Source organism: Kitasatospora sp. NPDC004745 (assembly GCF_042873275.1).
Classification (GTDB): Bacteria; Actinomycetota; Actinomycetes; order Streptomycetales; family Streptomycetaceae; genus Kitasatospora.
Genome location: NZ_JBIALK010000024.1, coordinates 112,188 through 129,877, shown reverse-complemented (window position 1 = coordinate 129,877; position 17,690 = coordinate 112,188). Strand labels below are relative to the sequence as shown.

Annotated in this window: 18 protein-coding genes; 10 read left to right on the top strand and 8 right to left on the bottom strand. The window is 74.2% G+C overall.

Annotation, left to right across the window (positions count from 1 at the left end):
- Window positions 1–17 precede the first annotated feature (17 nt).
- The 3 genes from ACFYUY_RS31075 (at window position 18) to ACFYUY_RS31065 (ending at window position 2,609) form a co-directional block, all read left to right on the top strand.
- Window positions 18–788, top strand: coding sequence for a hypothetical protein (locus ACFYUY_RS31075; protein ID WP_387905589.1), 771 nt, complete (start codon window positions 18–20; stop codon window positions 786–788).
- Window positions 778–2,142: a hypothetical protein gene (locus tag ACFYUY_RS31070; protein ID WP_387905586.1), complete on the top strand. Its 1,365-nt coding sequence runs from the start codon at window positions 778–780 to the stop codon at window positions 2,140–2,142. The genes ACFYUY_RS31075 and ACFYUY_RS31070 overlap by 11 nt, the downstream gene beginning before the upstream one ends.
- A 251-nt stretch (window positions 2,143–2,393) precedes the next feature.
- Window positions 2,394–2,609 carry a hypothetical protein gene (locus ACFYUY_RS31065; protein WP_387905585.1) on the top strand — a complete coding sequence of 72 codons (216 nt, stop codon included), beginning with the start codon at window positions 2,394–2,396 and terminating at the stop codon, window positions 2,607–2,609.
- Between the two features lie 317 nt (window positions 2,610–2,926).
- Here ACFYUY_RS31065 and ACFYUY_RS31060 read toward each other — a convergent pair whose 3' ends face one another.
- The gene (locus tag ACFYUY_RS31060; RefSeq protein ID WP_387905582.1) at window positions 2,927–3,505 is read right to left on the bottom strand and encodes a GIY-YIG nuclease family protein; all 579 of its coding nucleotides are present in this window, start codon (window positions 3,503–3,505) and stop codon (window positions 2,927–2,929) included.
- An 810-nt stretch (window positions 3,506–4,315) separates the two neighbouring features.
- Between ACFYUY_RS31060 and ACFYUY_RS31055 the strand changes: the two genes are divergently transcribed.
- Window positions 4,316–4,546, top strand: a complete 231-nt coding sequence (locus ACFYUY_RS31055; protein ID WP_387905579.1) for an oxidoreductase C-terminal domain-containing protein — start codon at window positions 4,316–4,318, stop codon at window positions 4,544–4,546.
- A 21-nt stretch (window positions 4,547–4,567) separates the two neighbouring features.
- Here ACFYUY_RS31055 and ACFYUY_RS31050 read toward each other — a convergent pair whose 3' ends face one another.
- The 5 genes from ACFYUY_RS31050 to ACFYUY_RS31030 all read right to left on the bottom strand — a co-directional run bounded on the left by ACFYUY_RS31050 (window position 4,568) and on the right by ACFYUY_RS31030 (window position 9,874).
- Window positions 4,568–5,533, bottom strand: a complete 966-nt coding sequence (locus tag ACFYUY_RS31050; RefSeq protein WP_387905658.1) for a right-handed parallel beta-helix repeat-containing protein — start codon at window positions 5,531–5,533, stop codon at window positions 4,568–4,570.
- Window positions 5,534–5,710: 177 nt separating this feature from the next.
- On the bottom strand, window positions 5,711–6,391 hold the full coding sequence (locus tag ACFYUY_RS31045; protein WP_360209758.1) for a GPP34 family phosphoprotein: 681 nt from the start codon (window positions 6,389–6,391) through the stop codon (window positions 5,711–5,713).
- 3 nt (window positions 6,392–6,394) lie between these two features.
- Entirely contained in the window at window positions 6,395–7,426 is a 1,032-nt protein-coding gene (locus tag ACFYUY_RS31040) for a Clp protease N-terminal domain-containing protein (protein ID WP_387905576.1), read from the bottom strand.
- Between the two features lie 148 nt (window positions 7,427–7,574).
- A complete protein-coding gene (locus ACFYUY_RS31035; protein WP_387905573.1) occupies window positions 7,575–9,140 on the bottom strand; it encodes an APC family permease in 1,566 nt (521 codons plus the stop codon).
- Between the two features lie 179 nt (window positions 9,141–9,319).
- Complete coding sequence (locus ACFYUY_RS31030) at window positions 9,320–9,874, bottom strand: universal stress protein (protein ID WP_360209752.1); 555 nt, start codon at window positions 9,872–9,874, stop codon at window positions 9,320–9,322.
- A 358-nt stretch (window positions 9,875–10,232) separates the two neighbouring features.
- On the opposite strand from ACFYUY_RS31030, the gene ACFYUY_RS31025 reads away from it, so the two are divergent.
- The 6 genes from ACFYUY_RS31025 to ACFYUY_RS31000 all read left to right on the top strand — a co-directional run bounded on the left by ACFYUY_RS31025 (window position 10,233) and on the right by ACFYUY_RS31000 (window position 15,763).
- Window positions 10,233–11,747: a purine-cytosine permease family protein gene (locus ACFYUY_RS31025; protein ID WP_387905571.1), complete on the top strand. Its 1,515-nt coding sequence runs from the start codon at window positions 10,233–10,235 to the stop codon at window positions 11,745–11,747.
- 98 nt (window positions 11,748–11,845) lie between these two features.
- Window positions 11,846–12,193, top strand: coding sequence for a GntR family transcriptional regulator (locus ACFYUY_RS31020; protein ID WP_360209748.1), 348 nt, complete (start codon window positions 11,846–11,848; stop codon window positions 12,191–12,193).
- A complete protein-coding gene (locus tag ACFYUY_RS31015) occupies window positions 12,190–13,230 on the top strand; it encodes a DUF1648 domain-containing protein (RefSeq protein WP_360209746.1) in 1,041 nt (346 codons plus the stop codon). Before ACFYUY_RS31020 ends, ACFYUY_RS31015 begins: the two co-directional genes overlap by 4 nt.
- Window positions 13,227–13,853, top strand: a complete 627-nt coding sequence (locus tag ACFYUY_RS31010; protein ID WP_387905569.1) for a hypothetical protein — start codon at window positions 13,227–13,229, stop codon at window positions 13,851–13,853. The genes ACFYUY_RS31015 and ACFYUY_RS31010 overlap by 4 nt, the downstream gene beginning before the upstream one ends.
- A gap of 116 nt (window positions 13,854–13,969) precedes the next feature.
- Window positions 13,970–14,734 (top strand): hypothetical protein, encoded by a 765-nt coding sequence (locus ACFYUY_RS31005; protein WP_387905566.1) that lies wholly within the window; start codon window positions 13,970–13,972, stop codon window positions 14,732–14,734.
- Window positions 14,735–14,923: 189 nt separating this feature from the next.
- Window positions 14,924–15,763: an SAM-dependent methyltransferase gene (locus ACFYUY_RS31000; RefSeq protein WP_360209740.1), complete on the top strand. Its 840-nt coding sequence runs from the start codon at window positions 14,924–14,926 to the stop codon at window positions 15,761–15,763.
- 15 nt (window positions 15,764–15,778) lie between these two features.
- Here ACFYUY_RS31000 and ACFYUY_RS30995 read toward each other — a convergent pair whose 3' ends face one another.
- Complete coding sequence (locus ACFYUY_RS30995; RefSeq protein ID WP_360209738.1) at window positions 15,779–16,489, bottom strand: response regulator transcription factor; 711 nt, start codon at window positions 16,487–16,489, stop codon at window positions 15,779–15,781.
- A complete protein-coding gene (locus ACFYUY_RS30990; protein WP_387905563.1) occupies window positions 16,486–17,682 on the bottom strand; it encodes a sensor histidine kinase in 1,197 nt (398 codons plus the stop codon). Before ACFYUY_RS30990 ends, ACFYUY_RS30995 begins: the two co-directional genes overlap by 4 nt.
- Window positions 17,683–17,690: the final 8 nt, after the last annotated feature.

The window sequence follows — 17,690 nt, the reverse complement described above, 5'->3', positions numbered from 1 at the left end:
GACCCTTCGAGGACTCGATGAACTCTCCGACACCCAGCACCGACTCCCGTCGGCCGCTGTACGAGCTGGCGGCCGCGGGCCGCTTGCCCGACCACCAGGTGATGGACCGGCCGATGCTGGCGTGGATCGCCAGCCGGCGGCCGGGCGGTCCGGGTGCGCGGCCCAGACTGCCACACCCCGCGACGGTCCTGGTACCCGATCGGTCCTGGTTCGCCCGCACGGAGACCACCACCTCCATCCACGGCGTCCTGCACTGTGCCCGGGTCGCCGTCCTCGTCCAGCTGCTCGCCGCCGGCCACCACCTCGCACCCGGCCGGGTGCTCGCGCTCGCCGCGGCGGCAGCCTGCCACGACTGCCGCCGCCTCAACGACCGCACCGACCCCGGCCACGGCCGGCGCGCCGCCAACTGGCTCACCCAGCACCACGCCAACCTCCACACGGCGTTCGGCCACGCCCCCAGTCCGGAGGCGATCACCGCGGTCGCACTCCACGACGTCCCCCATCACGCTTTCACCCCCGAGCAGCAGGCCGCCTACCGGCGCCACCGGCTGGCCGTCGACCTGCTCAAGGCCGCCGACGCCCTCGACCGCTACCGCCTCCCCGCCACCCGCTGGTGGCCCGCCCTCCACCAGTTGCACGTCCAGGTCCCCGCCTGGGCCCCCGTCCTCGCCCATGAGCTGGTGGTGCTCACCGAACAGGCCCGCCTCGGCGGTGCCACCGATACCCACGCCGTCCACCTGGCGCTCCGCGTCCTGTCGACCGAAGAGGAGACGCCCCGTGCCATCTGACTGGGATCTCGCCCACACCGACCTCGACTCCCCGACCGGCACGCACCTGCCCGCCGGACTCGCAGCCGCTCCGGACCACTGGCGCCAGTACCTCCAGCACACCCCCAACGGGCACGTGCTACGGCCCGACGGCAACGCCATGCTTACCGCCCTCGCCTCGGGCCGCCCCCTGCACCTGCTGCACCTGACCCGTTCCCTGGACGCCGTCCGCACCAGCGGCCACCTGCTCGCCTCCACCGGCTGCCTCGTCGGCGCGATCTACGGCTCCCCCCTCACCCCGCTGCCCGGCGGCGCGCTGCGCCCGCACAACCTCGGCGCCCACCTCCTCGGCACCCGGCCCGAGCTGGACAGTAGGCGCGGCAGCACGCCCCTGGTCATCGAGATCACCCCCGACCGTCCGGCCGAGGCGGCGGGTCTGGACTACCTGCGCCTGGGCGCCGTGCACCGGCGCGCCTTCGACCGCCACCGCCATGCCCTGACGCCCGCCGAGGACGAGAAGGTGGCCCGGTCGGTGGCCGACCGGGTGCGCGCCGCCGCGCCACTGCTCGACCTGATGCTGGGCCTCGCCGCCGGCCGCACGCGCCCGGAAGCCGGGCACTTCCTCGACCGGGTGGCCGCCGCGGTGCCGGTGATGCCCTACCTCGGCTACCTCTACTTCGAGACCGTCGCCGAGTACCTGATGCTCCACTCCACCAGCACCGCGACGAAGTCCTACGCCGAGCTGGGCGAGATGAACAACCACCTCTACAAGCAGCTCGCCCTCACCGCAGTCGACGGCATGGGCACCCTCTTCGACCTGGGCCGCTTCTACCCCGGCCACCATCGACTGATCCAGCTCGTCGACACCATCGAGCCCGGGCTCTCCGAGACGGCCGCCGGCTTCGTTCGCGACCGCCTTTCCCACCGCTTCACGACCACCGCCCTCACACCAGCCGCCGACGCCTCCACGTTCACCTTCACCGCGGCGACCACTGACGAGCTGCGGACGTCGGCCACCCCGCTGCTCGGCCAGCTCCTGTTCCGCGAGGTCCGCCTCCTGGACCGGTACCCGCAGCTCTACCACCTCTTCGAGCAGGAGAAGGCCGCGGAAGCGTGGACGTACTGGAACCGCCAGAACGTCACCGCGCCGTTCAACAGCACCTGCGGCCCGAAGGGAGAGCTCGGCGTGAACCCGGCCGCGCCGCTGACCCGGGTGACCGTCTGGACAGCCGAGCAGTGCTCCTTCGGCCTCCTTCACCCGACCGAACAGGTGGCGGCTGTGGCGGCCCCGCAGTTGGTGCCCTGGCTCGTCGCGCACTTGCGGGACAGGACGGAGGAGGAGCGGTGGAACAACCGGTCATCAGCTCAGGCGTGAGCCGGCCAGCCCTGATCGTCCTGCGGGGCAACTCTGCGTGGGGAAAGCGAGTACAGCCTGGCGCCTGCGGTCTTGTCGGCGAAGGCTTGGCGATCATCTCGCCACCTCCCCGGAGTCGGAGAGGTTCTCATCGGTCCGGGCAACAGCCTGGACAGCTCCGCGCGGCTGATATTGGAAGCGCCGGCGCTACCGCCCGCTCACCTGGCCTCGCTGCCGGCCTCGCGCCCGCCGGGGTGCTGACTTCGGGCGCTGTGCGCGACACCGCCCGCGCCCTTCGGGCCGTGGTCTTGATTCTCCCGGACCGGGATCGTGGCGAGGCGCGGATGGGCAAGGACTCGCTCACACGTACGCTTCTCGACGTTGGCAAGCAGAAGGCCTTCGAATACCTGACCGACCTGCGTCAGGCGCAGCAACTGGAGACTGCGGGGGCCGAGCGGCAGGCAGTCCTCTCATCTCTGCCGGTGTGAGGCGGTGACCTTGGGGCCGCGCTGCGCGGGCTGGACGAGGAGCAGCTGGCGGAGGCCGAACGGCAAGCCTCTCTGAGCGTCACGGCACACCGCTTCTGGGCGACGTTGTCGGGCGAGGACCGGGTGATCGCTCCCGGTGGGGCTCTTCTGCGTCTGCCGTATGTATCTGATCAAGGACGTGGCCGAGCCATCCCCCAGCGCTGGCTGGTCAACAGGCGCTGACCCCGGTGTCCACCGCCGTCGCGATCAACAGCGTCATCGCCTCGACGGACCCGACAGGCACGACACGATGCGCCGCCTCGCCCCGCCCTTCCTTCTCAAGCCGGCCGCCGTGAAGAGTCCGTGAGACCGAACGAGCGGGGCGCGACCAAGCACCGCTGCTGGTCCACGACGCTGCGTGCATCGTCGAAGTCGAGGCCGTAGAAGTACTCGCCTCTGCTCTCACCCGGATGTCGGCGCCGAAGCTCTCCGAGCACCACGTGCTCCCAGGGGTGCGCGTCGGCGACCAGCTCGGAGACCCAGGCCTCGAGCAGCACGTACCCGCCGCGCTCCGCTTCGGCCCGAAGCTCACGTAGCCGACCCGCACCGAAGCGGGTGGTACGTCCGACCTTCACGTACGAACTGGTCGCCCTGGCGAACGACAGAACGTAGAGCTGGTCCGTTCCCGGAATCTGGGGCCGTTCGGCAGCCGGCCCGAGTCGCCGCAACGCCAGCCACTCCACGAAGTGCACCAGATTGGCTACTTCTCCGGACTCGCGGTTCGTTCCTTCGGTACGAAGCCTGTCCAGCAGTACCGTGCGGACCTGCTCCTCCTCAAGGAGGCCCAACAACTCCTCGGGATCGATTTCGCACTGCGCGAGCCGGGCTGCGTACTGGGACTCGGATAAGGGCGCCATTTCGGAAGCATTGCACAACTAACCACCCTGGTAGGACCGTTCCCCACGTCCAACTCGGGCTGCTCGCCGACGGCGAGCAGCCCGAGCCATTTCCACGCGACACGCGGCCGCCGGCCCCGACCGGCCGTCAGGACCGACCTCAAAGGACACCATGAACAGCGACACCACCACTCGACACCTCGCCCTCTTCGGCGCGTTCCTCGCCGTCTACGGAGACCCCTCGCCAGCCAGTGAGCGCAGGCCGGTCGAGATGCCTACGGCAAGTCCCTTCACGGCAATCACCCGTGCACCGGGACGGCGCACCGGTCACCCCCGAGAACCCGGCGCTCCCCGGAGAACGCACGCTGAGCGCTTCCGCCCATGGGCGGCGCTGCGCCGCGCGGCACGACCCTTGATCTGGACCTCGGAGCGCAGGACCGCGCTGCGGCCGGCGCCCCGAGCGACGACTACGCCCCGCCGCCGCCTTCAGCGCGGCCCCGAGACGACCGCACCGGCGGTCGGCGCCGAGATAGACCTTTGCTGGTCAGTCAGCCGGCTGAACGGGCCTATTTCACGCGGATCCTGCGCAGCCGTCCGATGCGTCCGCGCTCGTCCTGTCAGTTCTGTTCCCACGACTTGCCCTCTTTTGCCGGGCCATCTCCTGCTCCCGCGCGGCCTCCTCCAGGGCCGTCATGAAGTCCTCGCCTACGGGCATCCCGGCGGCGTGGTGGTGGGCGCGCACGGTCGTGGAGTCGACACTGACCAGCGACAAGTCCGTTCTCCCCTCGCAAGGGTGTTCCCGGGTCCTGGGCCGACCAGTACGACCTGGGCATGGAGTACGTCGGCTACGTCGAGCCCGGCGGCTACGACCGGGTGGTCTCCCGCGGCGACCCGGCCACCCGGGAGTTCCTCGCCTTCTGGCTCAAGGACGGCCGCATCCTCGCCGGCATGAACGTCAACGTCTGGGACGTCACCGACCCGGTCCGCGAACTCGTCCGCTCCGGGCGCACGGTGGACCCGAAGGCCCTGGCCGACCCGGGCGCCCCGCTCGGGGAGCTCTGAGGCGGCGGCCGCCCGCGCGGGTCAGCCGACCGGGACGCCGGGGTTCACCAGGCCCCGGCCCCCGGTGACGGTGTTGCCGGGGCCGATGGTCACCGGGCAGGCGGCGGAGTAGTCGGTGACGTCGATCGCGTAGCGGTCCGGGCCGGTGGCGCCCGTGAGGTCGGAGCGGTTCCCCCGGAACACCGTGCCGCAGCCCCAGCCGGGCTGGACGCTGTGGGTCTGGTAGCCGTCGTCGGTGGTGCGCACGCCGGTGTTGTTCTCGACGACGTAGCCGTTGCCCTTCACGTCGACCCAGGAGTCGTCGTAGTTGCGCCCGGTGAGGCCGTCGCCGTCGAAGGTGTTGCCGGAGACCAGGCCTCCGGTGGTGCCCTCCTTGAGGTCGACGTTCTCGGCGCCGATGTTCGGGCCGAAGGTGTTGCCGGTGATCCGCACCCGGTCGCTGTGGTCGGAGAGCGTGTTGGCGGTGCCGACGTAGACGCCCTCGCCCAGGCCGTCCCGGTCGAGGCCGGTGTCGTGGATCCGCGAGTCGCGCAGCGTGCCGTCGCTGCTGGAGTTGCGGAAGTGCACGCCCTCCATCGTGGTGTGGTGCACCGTCACGCCGTCGAGGACGACGTGGGTCGCGGCGTCGACCATGATGCCCTTCTGGGCGCCGGTGACGGTCAGGCCCTGGACGGTCCAGTAGCTCGCGCCGTCCAGGTGGAGGCCGTAGCCGCCGCCGGTCGGGGTGGTGAGGACGGCCGCGGCCGAGCCGGTGAGGGTGATCCGGGCCGCCGCGGTGCCCGGGGCGGCGGCCCGGAAGGTGCCGCGGTAGGTGCCGTCGGCGAGCCGGATGGTCCGACCCGGCACCGCGGCCGCGAGCGCGGCCTGGAGTTGCTTGGCGGTGCTCACCGTGACGACGGTGCCGCCCGGCGCGGCGGTGTCCACGGCCCACCCGGGCCCCGCGGCGGTGGCCGGGGGCACGCAGGCCAGGGTGAGGGCGGTCAGCACGGCGAGGGCGGGGAGGCGGGAGGTCACGGGCGGCGCTCCTTGCGGTGGGGGCGAACTGGCCGCCGCTCACCATGGACTGGACCAATCCGGAGCGTCAAGAGGGCCCTGCGCCCGTCCGCCGAGCCGAGCCGCCCGCCGGGCCCGCCGTGCGGAGGGCGGGCCCGGCGGCACCGCCCGTCAGGTGACGACGGTGGTGGCGGCCGTGGCCGCGGTCACCACGGCGATGGCCGCGACGGCCGCCTGCATGTTGCGGATCGCCTGGCCGACGGAGTCCCCCGCCCAGTCGCCCGCGGCGATCTCCGCGAAGCGCGGCTCGACCCGCTTGCGGGGCAGGTCCGGGAAGGCCAGGCCGTGCAGCCGGGCCGAGTGCAGCAGGGCTATCAGGGTCGCGGTGCGCACGTCCGGCGTCACGTGGTGGCGGATCACGTCGGCCAGTCGCGCCCGCAGTTCGCGCTCGACGGAGCCGTCCGCCTCCGGGTAGCGGCGGACCGGGAAGAGGCCGAGGACGCGGTGGCGCTCCTCGACGACCAGGCCGCGCTCGCACAGCCGCTGCACGGTGGCCCGGACCGCCGTCAGGTGGTCCTTGGTCAGCCAGTCCGTCGCCTTCGCCTTGCCGGGGGCCTTGCGCCCGACCCATTCGGCGAGCCGCTCCAGGCGCTCGTCGAGCAGCGGTTCGCCGGTCGGGGTGGGGTCGGTGACGGTGATCCGGCCCTCCTCCACGGCGATCCTCCCGGCCAGTGCGAGATCGGCCAGGAGGCCGCCCGCCACCGCCCATCCGGCGCTCGAACCGTCCTTCGCCACACCGGACTCGTCGTCCAGCGAGAGCAGCATCAGCTCCTCGGCGAGGGTGACGTGCATGTGCTATTCCTTTCCCTGTACGGACCGGCCACCCCCCAGCGCCTCGACCAGTCGCCGCGCCCGGGTGTCCTCGGCCAGCAACGCCCGTACCAGCGCATTCGTTCCCCGGCCGCGCCCGGCCTCGGAGAGGTACGCCTCGACGGACCTCGGGTCGGCCGCGAGCGGCACCTGTCCGGCCGTCAGGGCGGCGTGCACCCCGGCGTAGTCGACGCCGAGCCCGGCCACCGCCGCACCGCCGCCGTCGTCGGCGGTCTGCGGGGCCGCCAGTTCCGGTTGCCGGCGGGTGACCTCATGGACCGCCAGGAGCGCGAGCAGGACGTGCTCGGTGCCCGGTGCGCGGCGCCCGAGGCGCTCGGCCTGCGCGTCGGCCTCCGCCCGGAGGAGCCCGGCCGGAGCCGCCGTGCCCGGCGCACCGGGCGTCAGCAGCCGCCGCCAGCGCGGGACGGGGTGCGCCCCGCGGGCGAGGAGGGCGTCCCGGGTCGGGCGCAGCAGGGGGTCGAGGCCGGTGGCGGGGCCGGGCGCGGCGCCCGGGCCCGGCGGCACGGCGCGCGGCTCGGCGGCGTCCAGGCGTTCCAGCACCGCCCGCGGCGCGGCGCCGACCGCGTGCAGCAGTTCGGTGGCGCGGGTGGCCCGGCCGTCGGCGAGCAGGGCGCGCAGCAGGTGTTCCGCGGTGAACTTGCGGGCACCGTCCAGCCTGGCCCGTTCCATGGCGCCGGCCAGGGCGCGGGCGGCGGCGCCGCTGAGCAGGTCCCCGCGTTCGCCGGTGGCGCCGAGGACCTCCCGGGCGGGCACGCTGGCCCCCGCGTCGTCGCCCTCGGCCCAGCCGGCCGCGCCCCGGCGCGCGCACAGGGCCGCGAGCAGCACCGGGGTGTCCGCTCCGGCGGCGGCCAGGGCCTCGCCGGCCGGGCCCTTCGCCGCGGCGACGGCGGCCAGCAGGTGTTCCGTCCCCAGCCGCGTCCCCTGCGCGCCGCGCGCGTCCCGGGCCGCGCCCAGGACGCCGAGCGTGCGCCAGTCCGGTTCCAGCGTCGTCTCCATCGCCCCTCCCACCGCACTCCTTTGCCGGAACCATACTTCCACTTTGCGATGGCTTTACACGTGGTTTCCCGGATCCGGGCTGCGGTGGTACGGCGGCACCATGGTGGGACGGTCGGCAGAACGGCCGGCGGTACCGGCGGACGCGCCGTCAGGACGGCGGCGCGGTCTCCCGGTCCGCGACGCCGACCGGGACGTCCGGGCGGCGGAACCAGGACCCCTGGACGGCCCACTGCACCAGCATCAGCACCGCGCCCAGCAGCAGCGCGCCCAGCCCGATCACGGTGACCCCGCCGACCCTCCCGATGACCGGCAGGTCGATCGAGGTCGCGCCGTAGTCCGGGTCGGCGTACACGTCGAAGGCGCCGTAGGCGAAGAAGTACAGCAGCATCAGGCCGCCCGCGAACGGCAGGACGCCCTTGAACACGAAGTCCCGGACGCTGCGGGTGAGCACCCGGCGGTAGTACCAGACGCAGGCGAAGCCGGTCAGCCCGTAGTAGAAGGCGATGCCGAGGCCGACCGAGGCGATCGAGTCGGCCAGCACGTTGTCGCTGATCACGGTGAGCAGCACGTAGAAGGCGATCGAGACCAGGCCCATCGCGACCGTCGACCAGGTCGGGGTCAGGTGCCGCGGGTGCACCTTGGCGAAGCCGGTCGGGATGGCCTTGTGACTGGCCATCGAGAAGGTGGTGCGGGCGGTGGGCAGGATCGTGGTCTGGGTGGAGGCGGCGGCCGAGGTCAGCACCATCAGGATGAGCAGCCGGCTGAGCACCGCTCCGAAGCCGGTGGTGCCGAACACGGCGTCGCCCAGGCCGGAGAGCACGTCCCCCGAGTGGTCCGGGTTGCCGAGCCCGATGCCGTCCGTCCCGACCCCGGCGAAGGACTGCGCGGCCGTGGACACCAGGGCGTAGATGAGCAGCAGCAGCACGGTGGAGATGACCGCCGCCCGGCCCGGCGTCCGCTTCGAGTCCGCGGTCTCCTCGTTGACGGAGACGGCGGTGTCCCAGCCCCAGTAGATGAAGACCGCGGCCAGCATGCCCGCGGTGAACGCCGAGGTCGACGGGATGTTGAACGGGTTGAACCAGGAGGCGGCCACCGGGATGGCCGTCGCGGGCGCGCCCGAGCCGTACGACTTGACGAGCGCCGTCACCGAGAAGACCACCAGCATGACCACCTCGACGGCCAGCAGCCAGCGCTGCAGGGCGGCCGACAGTTCGATGCCGATGTAGCAGATCGCCGTCATCACCACGATCCACAGCACCCCGGCCGCGGTCGTCCACGCCTTGCTGTCCGCGAACGAGTCGAGGCCGATCAGCCGGAAGCCGTACACCCCGGCGATCTGGGCCAGGTTGGCCATCACGATGATGTCGGCGACGACGATCCCCCAGCCGCCCATCCACCCGGTGCGCGGGCCGAAGGCGCGGGCGGCCCAGGTGAAGGTGGTGCCGCAGTCCGGGTCGGTCGCGTTGAGTTCCTTGTAGGCGTACGCGATCAGCAGCATCGGGACGAACGCCAGGATGGTGATGATCGGCGCCTGGAGCCCCACACCGACCACGATGATGCCCAGCGTGGCGGCCAGGCTGTAGGCGGGAGCGGTCGAGGCGAGACCGATGCACACCGAGGACAACAGGCCCAGGGCGCCGGTCTTCAGACCCTTCTCGCCCGCACCGGAGCCGGTGGGAACGCCGGTTGGGGGGCTGGTCGGGGAGACCGACACGGATCCCACCCCCTTGTGTACGCAGCGGGGGCCACGAGGGCCGATCTGGCCGTCTCAGCGTAACCCCGGTGCCGCGCGACGGCCGGGCGAGTACGCCGACCGGGCGGGAGCCCCGGCCGGGCGCGGCCGGGCGGGCGCCGTGACCGGCGGCGGACCGCCCGGGCCGGGCGTCGGCGCGCTCAGCCCCTCGGGCCGAGGAGCCCGGGCACCGGGCCGACCGGCAGGTGCCACCGGGTGCGCCGGTGCAGGGCCTCCAGGTCGTGCAGCAGCCCGGGCACCGGGGCGGCCAGCACCGGGCAGCCGGCCCGGCCCGCGCAGTACGCGGCGACCGGACGCCGGAAGCCCCGCCGCAGCAACCCCCCGCTGCGGCCGAGGACCAGCAGGTCGGCCGGCCGGTCGGCAGCCGCGACCAGGGCGGGCCCGGGCTCGCCGCGGAACACCGTCGGGTGCAGCGGCACGCCCGGGTCGGCCCCGCCGAACGCGGCGTCCAGGGCGTCCCGCAGCCGCTGCCCGGCGGCCTCGCGCGCCGCCGAGAGCAGCGGCGGGCACGGCGAGCGCCGGTAGCCGTACTCGCCGCCCGGCGGCTCCCAGGCCAGCACCGGCACCAGCACGGCGCCCCGGCGGCGGGCCTCGGCCACGCCGAGGTGCAGGGCGGCCAGGCTGCCCGGCGAGCCGCTCACCCCGACCACCACCCTGCCCGTGCCGCCGTCCTGGTGCCGCCCGTCGCCGTCCATGGTCCCGTCCTCGCTCGTCGCGTCCCGGTGCCGCCCTGCCGGGCCCGGTGTGCCGGCCTCCAGCCAACCGCGCCCGGGCCCGCCGCCGGCCGGCCCTGACGGACTCCTGACGCCCGGGGGCCCGTTCCGAACGCGTTCCGTACGCCGCCCGTCCACCGGCGGCCGGGCCGCTCCGCGCGCGGCCCGCCCCACACCGTCCGACCTGCGGCCTTGTGGAAAACGACAAGCGGGCTCCGGATTCCGGACGTGACAGTTCGTCCGGATCGCCCTTGTTCCGCCCGGCCCGCGCGGCGAAGGATTGCCAGGCCGTCCGGAGGGACCGACTCCGGGCGGATCCCTGCACCAGAAGGCCTCCCTCATGCCGAACACCGTGCCGCAGACCGCCCACGATCAGGGCGCCCGGGCCGGGCACTCCGGACTCGTCGAGCAGCACGGGGTGGACACCATCCCCGACGCCGAGCGGACCAGCACCCCCCGCGACGTGGCCAGCATCCTCATCGGCTCCAACCTCGCGTTCGGCGTCGTCGTCTTCGGCTGGCTGCCGGTCTCCTTCGGGCTGTCCTTCTGGAGCAGCATCGCCGCCCTGCTGGTCGGCACCGTCGCCGGGATCGCCCTGACCGCACCGCTGGCCCTGGTCTCGCTGCGCACCGCGACCAACCTGTCCACCAGCTCCGGCGCGTTCTTCGGCGTGCGGGGCCGGCTGATCGGCTCGGTGGTCGGGCTGCTGCTGTCCCTCGGCTACACGGCGCTGTCGCTCTGGGTGGGCGGCGACGTGGTGGTGGGCGCGCTCAACCGGATGCTCGGTCTGCCCGCGGACGGCGTGGCGTACGTGGCGACGTACACCGTGCTGGCCGTGCTGAGCGCCACCGCCGCCGTCTTCGGCTACCGGCTGCTGCTGAAGCTGGAGCGGGTGCTGATGTGGGCCATGGGCGCACTGCTGCTGGCCGGGCTGTTCGCCTTCGCCCCGCACTTCGACGGCTCCGCGCACGGCGCCTACCTGCTCGGCGGGTTCTGGCCGACCTGGCTGCTGGCGGTGGTCGCGGCCGGGCTGAGCGGCCCGATCGCCTTCATCACCCTGCTCGGCGACTACACCCGGTACGTCTCCCCCGCCCGGCACTCCGGGCGCACGGTGCTCCGGTCGACCTGCCTGGGGCTGTTCCTGGGCCTGCTGATCCCCCAGGTGTTCGGCACCTTCACCGCGGTGGCCACCGGCGCCGGCAACGACTACGTGCACGGCCTGATCGCCGGCGCACCGGCCTGGTTCCTGCTGCCGCTGCTGCTCAACGGCCTGCTGGGCAGTGCCGGCAACACCGGCCTGATGCTCTACAGCATGGGCCTGGACCTGGACGCCATCCTGCCGCGCGCCACCCGGCTGCAGGCCACCTACGTGGTGGCGGCCCTGGCGGCGGTGCTGGTCTTCCTCGGCCACTTCGTCTGGAACGCCCAGGACGCCGTCACCTCGTTCGTGCTGGTGCTGACGGCGATCGGCACCCCGTGGGCGGTGATCACCCTGATCGGTCACCGGCGGTTCCGCGGGGACTACGACCGGCACTCGCTGCAGGTGCTCAACCAGCGCACCCGGGGCGGCGTCTACTGGTACCGCGCGGGCTGGAACGTCCCGGCGACGACCGCCTGGGCGGCCGGCAGCGTGCTGGGGCTGGCCGCCGTGGACACCCCGGCCTACCGGGGGCCGCTGCTGTCGCTGACCGGCGGGATCGACCTCAGCTTCCTGTTCTCGGGGGCGCTGGCCGCCGCGCTGTACCTGCTGCTCTCCCGCGGGGCACGCGGCCGGGCGCCGAAGCGCTCCGCCGCGGAGCCGGTGCCGGTGCCGGGCGACCGGCGCGGCGCCGCGGTCCGGGACCCTGCGGTCTGAGGCTCCGCGGCGAGGCCCGCCGGACGGGCCCGGCGGAGGGGCCCGACCCCGTCCGCGATGATCAACGACAATCGAATAGTGCTATCGTCATTGGCACCATGTTGCTGAAGCTGGACACCGGCGACGCCCGCCCCCTGCACGAGCAGGTGGCGGGCGCCATCCGTCGAGCCGTCGCCGAGGGCGAGTGCGCCCCCGGGGACAGGCTGCCACCCGCCCGGGACCTGTCCCGGGCGCTCGGGGTGAACACCAACACCGTCCTGCGCGGGCTGCGCACGCTGCGGGACGAGGGCGTGCTGGAGTTCCGGCGGGGCCGCGGCATCACCGTCGCGGCGGACGCCGACACCCGCTCCGAACTGGTCGAGCGGGTCCGCCGGCTGGTCGCCGACGCGGCCCGGGCGGGCTACAGCGGCAACGATCTCGTGGACATGATCAGGGGGATGTCGTGACGGACGGGGAACCGATACCCGAGGAGCGCGGGGCACCGCACCGGGGCGCGGTCTGGGGAGCGGCGGCCTGGTCGGCCGGCGTGCTGGTGCTGCTGGTCGCCCTGCCGTGGGCGGCCCGGCACCGGCTGCCCGACCCGCTCGCCACCCACTGGGGCGGCCACGACCCGGACGGCTCGATGACGGCGACCGGGGCCGCACTGTTCCCGGCCGGGACATGGCTGGTGCTGGTGCTGGCCACCGCCGCCCTGCACCGCTTCGGGCGCCGGGCGGCCACCGGCCGGGCGCGCGGCGCCACCGGGGCCGCGCTGGCCGCCGGCGGCGTGCTGCTGACGGGGGCCCAGGCCTCCATCGTGCACGCCAACCTTGACCACGCCCGCTGGCAGGACGCCGATCCGGTCGGCACCGCGGTGGCGGCGGTCGTCGCGGCGAGCGCGCTCGCCGGCCTGCTCACCTGGCTGGCCGCCCGTCCGCGCGGCGCCACCCCGGCCGGGCCGCGCCCGACGCCCGGGGCCCCGGTGATGGCCGTCCCACCGGGCGAGCAGGTGGTCTGGCTCTCCCGGGTCGTCAACCCGTGGCTGCAGCTGACGGCCGCCGTGCTGGGCGTCTGCGCGATGGGCGGGCTGCTCGCGCCGGCCAGCGGGCTGATCGCGCTCAACTGGTCGCTGGTCGTCCCCTTCGCCTCCACCTCGGTGATCGTCCTCGCCTGCTCCTCGGTCCGGGCCCGGGTGACCGCCCGCGGGCTGCACCTCGGCTTCGGCCCGTTCGGCTGGCCCGCCCGGCGCTGGTCCCCCGCCGACCTCGAGTCGGCCCGCGCCGAGCAGCGCGGCCCCGCCCAGGCCGGCGGCTGGGGCTACCGGATCAACGGCCTGGGCACCACCGTGATGCTGCGGCGCGGGACGTGCCTGGTCGTCCGCAACCGGCGCGGCGCCGAGTTCGCGGTCAGCCTGGACGACGCCGAGCGCGGCGCGGCCCTGCTCAACTCCCTGATCGCCCGGTCCGACCGGACGGCCGTGACGCACGGAGACGATCACCGATGACCGATTCCCACGCCGACCTCGGCGCCCTCGCCGCCCTCACCGAGCTCACCGAGCTCACCGTCGCCGTGGACTACGGCCGCGCCCACACCACCTTCCTGGTGCACGCGGACGGCTCCCGCGAGCCGGTGGCCCGGATGCACAAGGACGCGGCCTACGACCACAGCGCCGCCTACCGGGTGTTCGGCGGGCCCCGGCTCGACCAGCTGCTCGGCCACGTCGACAACTTCTCCGCGGCCGCCGCCGACCGTTCCCCGATCGGCCGGGTCGACCACCGCTCCCGGTCCTGGCGGCCCGACCTGTGGACCTTCGAACAGCACGGCCTGGCCGCCCTGGAGGGCGAGCCGGTCGGCCTCGCCAACCGGGCCCGCCGCAGCCTGCCGCTGCTCGACCGCGGCGTGGTCGACACCGCCCTGGCCTTCCGGGTGCACTACCGCTCCGCGGAGTCGGCGGGCTTCGAACTCACCCGCCACGCGGGCGTCCGGGCCACCTACGGCGTCCGGATCCACGACCCGCGGATCTCCCGCCTCCTCGTGCTGGCCTGCGTCGCCCACTTCAACACCTACAGCACCGCCGACCCCCGCAAGGCCGTGGTGGACCTCACCGCCAACCCGCTCAAGGCCTGACGGAGCGCCACACCGCGGGGCCGGGCGGCCGGAAACCGCCCGGCCCCGCGGTGTGGCGCGGGGTAGTTGAGCGGGTACACCAGGTGACAGCGGCTCTCGGAAGCAAGGAGGCGGCCGTGACCCATGACTGGCGTGCGGAGAGAACCCTTCGACAGGACTCGCTCGACACCCGGAACGGCAGGGGCATCCAGGACGAACGGACGGTCGGCTCGCTGCGCCTCGGCGTCGGCCTGATCGGCGTGCTGCTGCCACCGGCCCTGCCCGCGGGCAACTGGCTGTTCGCCGAACTGACGGGGCGCAGCACGGCCGGCTTCTGGCCGGTGTCGATGAGCGGCTCGTACTACACCAGCACCCGCAACCTCTTCGTCGGCGGCCTGTGCGCACTCGGGGTGTTCCTGATCTGCTACCGCTTCGACCGGCGGGACGACCGCTGGAGCACCGCGGCCGGCGTGTTCGCCCTCGGGGTCGCGCTGTGCCCCACCACCCCGGACCACCCGACCGCCTTCCAGACCACGGTCGGCGTGCTGCACCTCGTCTTCGCGGGGCTGCTGTTCGCCATGTTGGCGATGTTCTGCCTCTTCTCCTTCCGCAACCCCCGCTCCAGCCAGGCGTCCTGGGTCGGTGCGGGCTACCTGGCGGCCGGGGTGGTGATCCCGGTCGCGCTGCTGTGCTCCGTCCTCGCGGCGGTGACGGGCTTCGGCGACGACTGGTCCGTCCGGCCGGTCTACCTGTGCGAGTGGCTCGCGACCTGGGCCTTCGGTGCCGCCTGGATCGGCGCGGCGCTCGAACTCGCCTCGGCCGGCGGCGCGTTCACCCGCGCGACGGCGCTGCCCCGGCAGTCCTCCGCCGCCGCGGACGGCGCGGAGCCCCAACCCCGTTAGGCCGGTGGGCCGGTGGGCCGGCGGCCCGGGGGCGTCACGAGCCGGCCCCGTGCCCCCGGCCGTCGGGCGTCCCCTGAGCCGACGGCCGAGGGATCGTCATCTCGTCGTACCGGAGCACCGTTACCATGCGCACCATGGTCCGCCACCGCGGCGGCCGGTGACGGAGCACCAGTCAACGGGAGGACGAGCATGTCGAACGAGGTCCGGGCGCAGCGCGGCGCGCAGCAGGAATACCCGTCGGTGGACCTGCGGATGGACGTCCCGCACTCGGCCCGGGTCTACGACTACCTCATCGGCGGCAAGACCAACTTCGAGGCGGACCGGGTGGCCGCGCACGCCTCGGTGGAGGCCTGGCCGGCCCTGCCGGTCTCCATGCGCACCACCCGCGACTTCATGCAGCGGGCGGTGCGCCGGCTCGCCGAGGAGCACGGCATCCGCCAGTTCCTCGACATCGGCACCGGCATCCCCACCTCCCCCAACGTGCACGAGATCGCCCAGGCCGTCGCCCCGGACGCGCGGGTCGCGTACGTCGACAACGACCCGATCGTGCTCACCCACGCGAGGGCCCTGATGTCCAGCACCGCGGAGGGCCGCACCTGCTACGTGGACGCCGACTTCCGCGACCCGGCGTCGATCCTCGACGACCCGCGGCTGCGCGAGGTCCTCGACCTGTCCCGGCCGGTGGCGCTCTCGCTGGTCGCCATCGTGCACTTCGTGCTGGACGCCGACGACCCGCAGGGCATCGTGCGCCGCTTCATGGACGCCCTGGCCCCCGGCAGCATGCTGGTGCTGACCGTCTTCACCGGCGACACCGACCCGGTCGGCGTGGGCGGCGTCGGCCGGGAGTACAACGCGCGCGGCATTCCGCTGCAGATCCGCGACAAGGCCGAGACGGAGGCCTTCTTCGACGGCTACGAGCTGCTCGAACCCGGGGTCGCCCTGGTCCACCGCTGGCACCCGGACCCGGACGCCGAGCCCGTCCGCGACCAGGACATCGCGATGTACGCGGGCGTGGCGGTCAAGCGCTAAGCCCCCGGGTCGCCGTCACCCCGGGACGGACACCAGGCCCGCCTCGTAGGCGAGGATGACCAGCTGCACCCGGTCGCGGGCGTCCAGCTTGGCCAGCAGCCGGCTCATGTAGGTCTTCACCGTGGCCGTGCTGAGGACCAGTTCGGCGGCGATCTCCGGGTTGGACAGGCCCCGGCCGACCAGGGTGAGGATCTCCCGCTCCCGGCCGGTGATCGCCTCCAGCCGCCGGGCCGCCACGGCCGACACGCCCGCCACGCCCGCCGCAGCCGGACCGGAGGCGCCGGCTGCCGCGGCGGGATCCGGGGCCCGGCTCGCGAAGGAGGAGATCAGCCGGCGGGTGACGCTCGGCGCGATGAGGGCGTCCCCGGCGGCCACCACCCGGACGGCTGCGAGGATGTCGTCCAGCGCCATGTCCTTCACCAGGAAGCCGGACGCCCCGGCGCGCAGCGCCCCGTACACGTGGTCGTCGTCGTCGAAGGTGGTCAGCACCAGCACCCGGCCGGGCCCGCCGCCGGCCGTCACCCGGCGGGTGGCCTCGATGCCGTCCATGCCGGGCATCCGCAGGTCCATCACCACCACGTCCGGGCGCAGTTCGGCGGCCAGCCGGACGGCCTCCGCGCCGGTGCCGGCCTCGCCGACCACCTCGACGTCAGCGGTCTCCGCGATGACCATCTCCAGCGCGGCCCGCACCAGCGGCTGGTCGTCGACCAGCAGGACCCGGATCATCCGTCCACCCCCACCGGGATCGGCAGCCGCGCGGCGACCCGGAAGCCGCCCCCGGGCAGCGGGCCGGCGGTGAACTCGCCGTGCAGCAGGGCGACCCGCTCACGCAGCCCGGCCAGACCGAAGCCGGCACCCCGGTCGGCGCCGCCGCCCCGGCCCCGGCCCCGGTCGGTGATCTCCACGGACACCTCGCCCGCCGTCCTGCGGTCGACGGAGACCACGCAGTCGCGGACGTCCGCGTGCCGCAGCACGTTGGTCACCGACTCCTGGATGATCCGGTAGGCCGAGAGGTCGATCTCCGGCGGCAGCGGCCCCTGCTCACCCCGGCGCCGGACCTCCACCCGGACACCGGCCGCGGTGGTCGCCCCGGCCAGCCGGTCGAGGTCGGCCAGGCCCTGCGGCAGCACGTCCGGGGCTCCGCCGTCCGCCTGCCGCAGGGCGACGAGCATCCGACGCAGCCCCGCCAGGGTCTCCCGGCCGGCGGCCTCGATCTCGCCCAGCGCCTGCCGGGCCCGCTCCGGCCGGCTGTCGATGACCCGGCGGGCGGCGCCCGCCTGCAGGGCGACGATGCCGATGGTGTGCGCGACGGTGTCGTGCATCTCGCGGGCGATCCGCAGCCGCTCGGCGGTGACCGCCTCGGCGGCCGCCCGGGCGCTCAACGCCCGGGCGTGCTCCCGGCCCTGCCGCAGCGAGCGGCCGACGAGCCAGGCCAGTAGGGCGAGCAGGGCGGCGCCGTCCGCGGAGCCGAGGTGGGTCCCGGTGAAGATGCCCACGGTGGCGCCGTTCACCAGGCCGATGTGCAGCACCAGGAAGGCCGCCACCAGCGCGAACGCGGCGCGGGAGCTGCGGCGCGGCCGGGTCGCGGTGATCACGCCGAGCGCCGTGTAGACGGCCAGCAGTGCGGCCGGGGGCACCTGGGTGTTCGCGGCCCAGCCGTCGGTCTCGGTGTAGGCGGCGACGAGCAGCAGCGCGACCGAGAGCACCGGCAGCCGGCGCACCAGCGCGGCGCCGGTGAAGGCCACCGCGGTGTCGGCCAGGGTGAAGGCCAGCCCGCCGTGCGCGGCGGCGCCGCCGTGGTAGCGGGCGGAGCCGCCGAGCAGGACGGCCGGGTAGGCCGCGGCCACGCACCAGGCGAGCCCGACCCAGGCCTCGGGCGGGATGCGCCGGAGCAGCGGCGGAGCGGGTGAAGGGAGCATCCGAAGAT

What these genes read in the sequence shown, in the direction of transcription:
- ACFYUY_RS31045 (WP_360209758.1), bottom strand. Translation starts at nt 6,391, where the DNA reads ATGCACGTCACCCTCGCCGAGGAGCTGATGCTGCTCTCGCTGGACGAC.
- ACFYUY_RS31010 (WP_387905569.1), top strand. Translation starts at nt 13,227, where the DNA reads ATGACCGATTCCCACGCCGACCTCGGCGCCCTCGCCGCCCTCACCGAG.
- ACFYUY_RS31040 (WP_387905576.1), bottom strand. Translation starts at nt 7,426, where the DNA reads ATGGAGACGACGCTGGAACCGGACTGGCGCACGCTCGGCGTCCTGGGC.
- ACFYUY_RS31030 (WP_360209752.1), bottom strand. Translation starts at nt 9,874, where the DNA reads ATGGACGGCGACGGGCGGCACCAGGACGGCGGCACGGGCAGGGTGGTG.
- ACFYUY_RS31000 (WP_360209740.1), top strand. Translation starts at nt 14,924, where the DNA reads ATGTCGAACGAGGTCCGGGCGCAGCGCGGCGCGCAGCAGGAATACCCG.
- ACFYUY_RS30990 (WP_387905563.1), bottom strand. Translation starts at nt 17,682, where the DNA reads ATGCTCCCTTCACCCGCTCCGCCGCTGCTCCGGCGCATCCCGCCCGAG.
- ACFYUY_RS31055 (WP_387905579.1), top strand. Translation starts at nt 4,316, where the DNA reads ATGGAGTACGTCGGCTACGTCGAGCCCGGCGGCTACGACCGGGTGGTC.
- ACFYUY_RS31075 (WP_387905589.1), top strand. Translation starts at nt 18, where the DNA reads ATGAACTCTCCGACACCCAGCACCGACTCCCGTCGGCCGCTGTACGAG.
- ACFYUY_RS31060 (WP_387905582.1), bottom strand. Translation starts at nt 3,505, where the DNA reads ATGGCGCCCTTATCCGAGTCCCAGTACGCAGCCCGGCTCGCGCAGTGC.
- ACFYUY_RS30995 (WP_360209738.1), bottom strand. Translation starts at nt 16,489, where the DNA reads ATGATCCGGGTCCTGCTGGTCGACGACCAGCCGCTGGTGCGGGCCGCG.
- ACFYUY_RS31025 (WP_387905571.1), top strand. Translation starts at nt 10,233, where the DNA reads ATGCCGAACACCGTGCCGCAGACCGCCCACGATCAGGGCGCCCGGGCC.
- ACFYUY_RS31020 (WP_360209748.1), top strand. Translation starts at nt 11,846, where the DNA reads ATGTTGCTGAAGCTGGACACCGGCGACGCCCGCCCCCTGCACGAGCAG.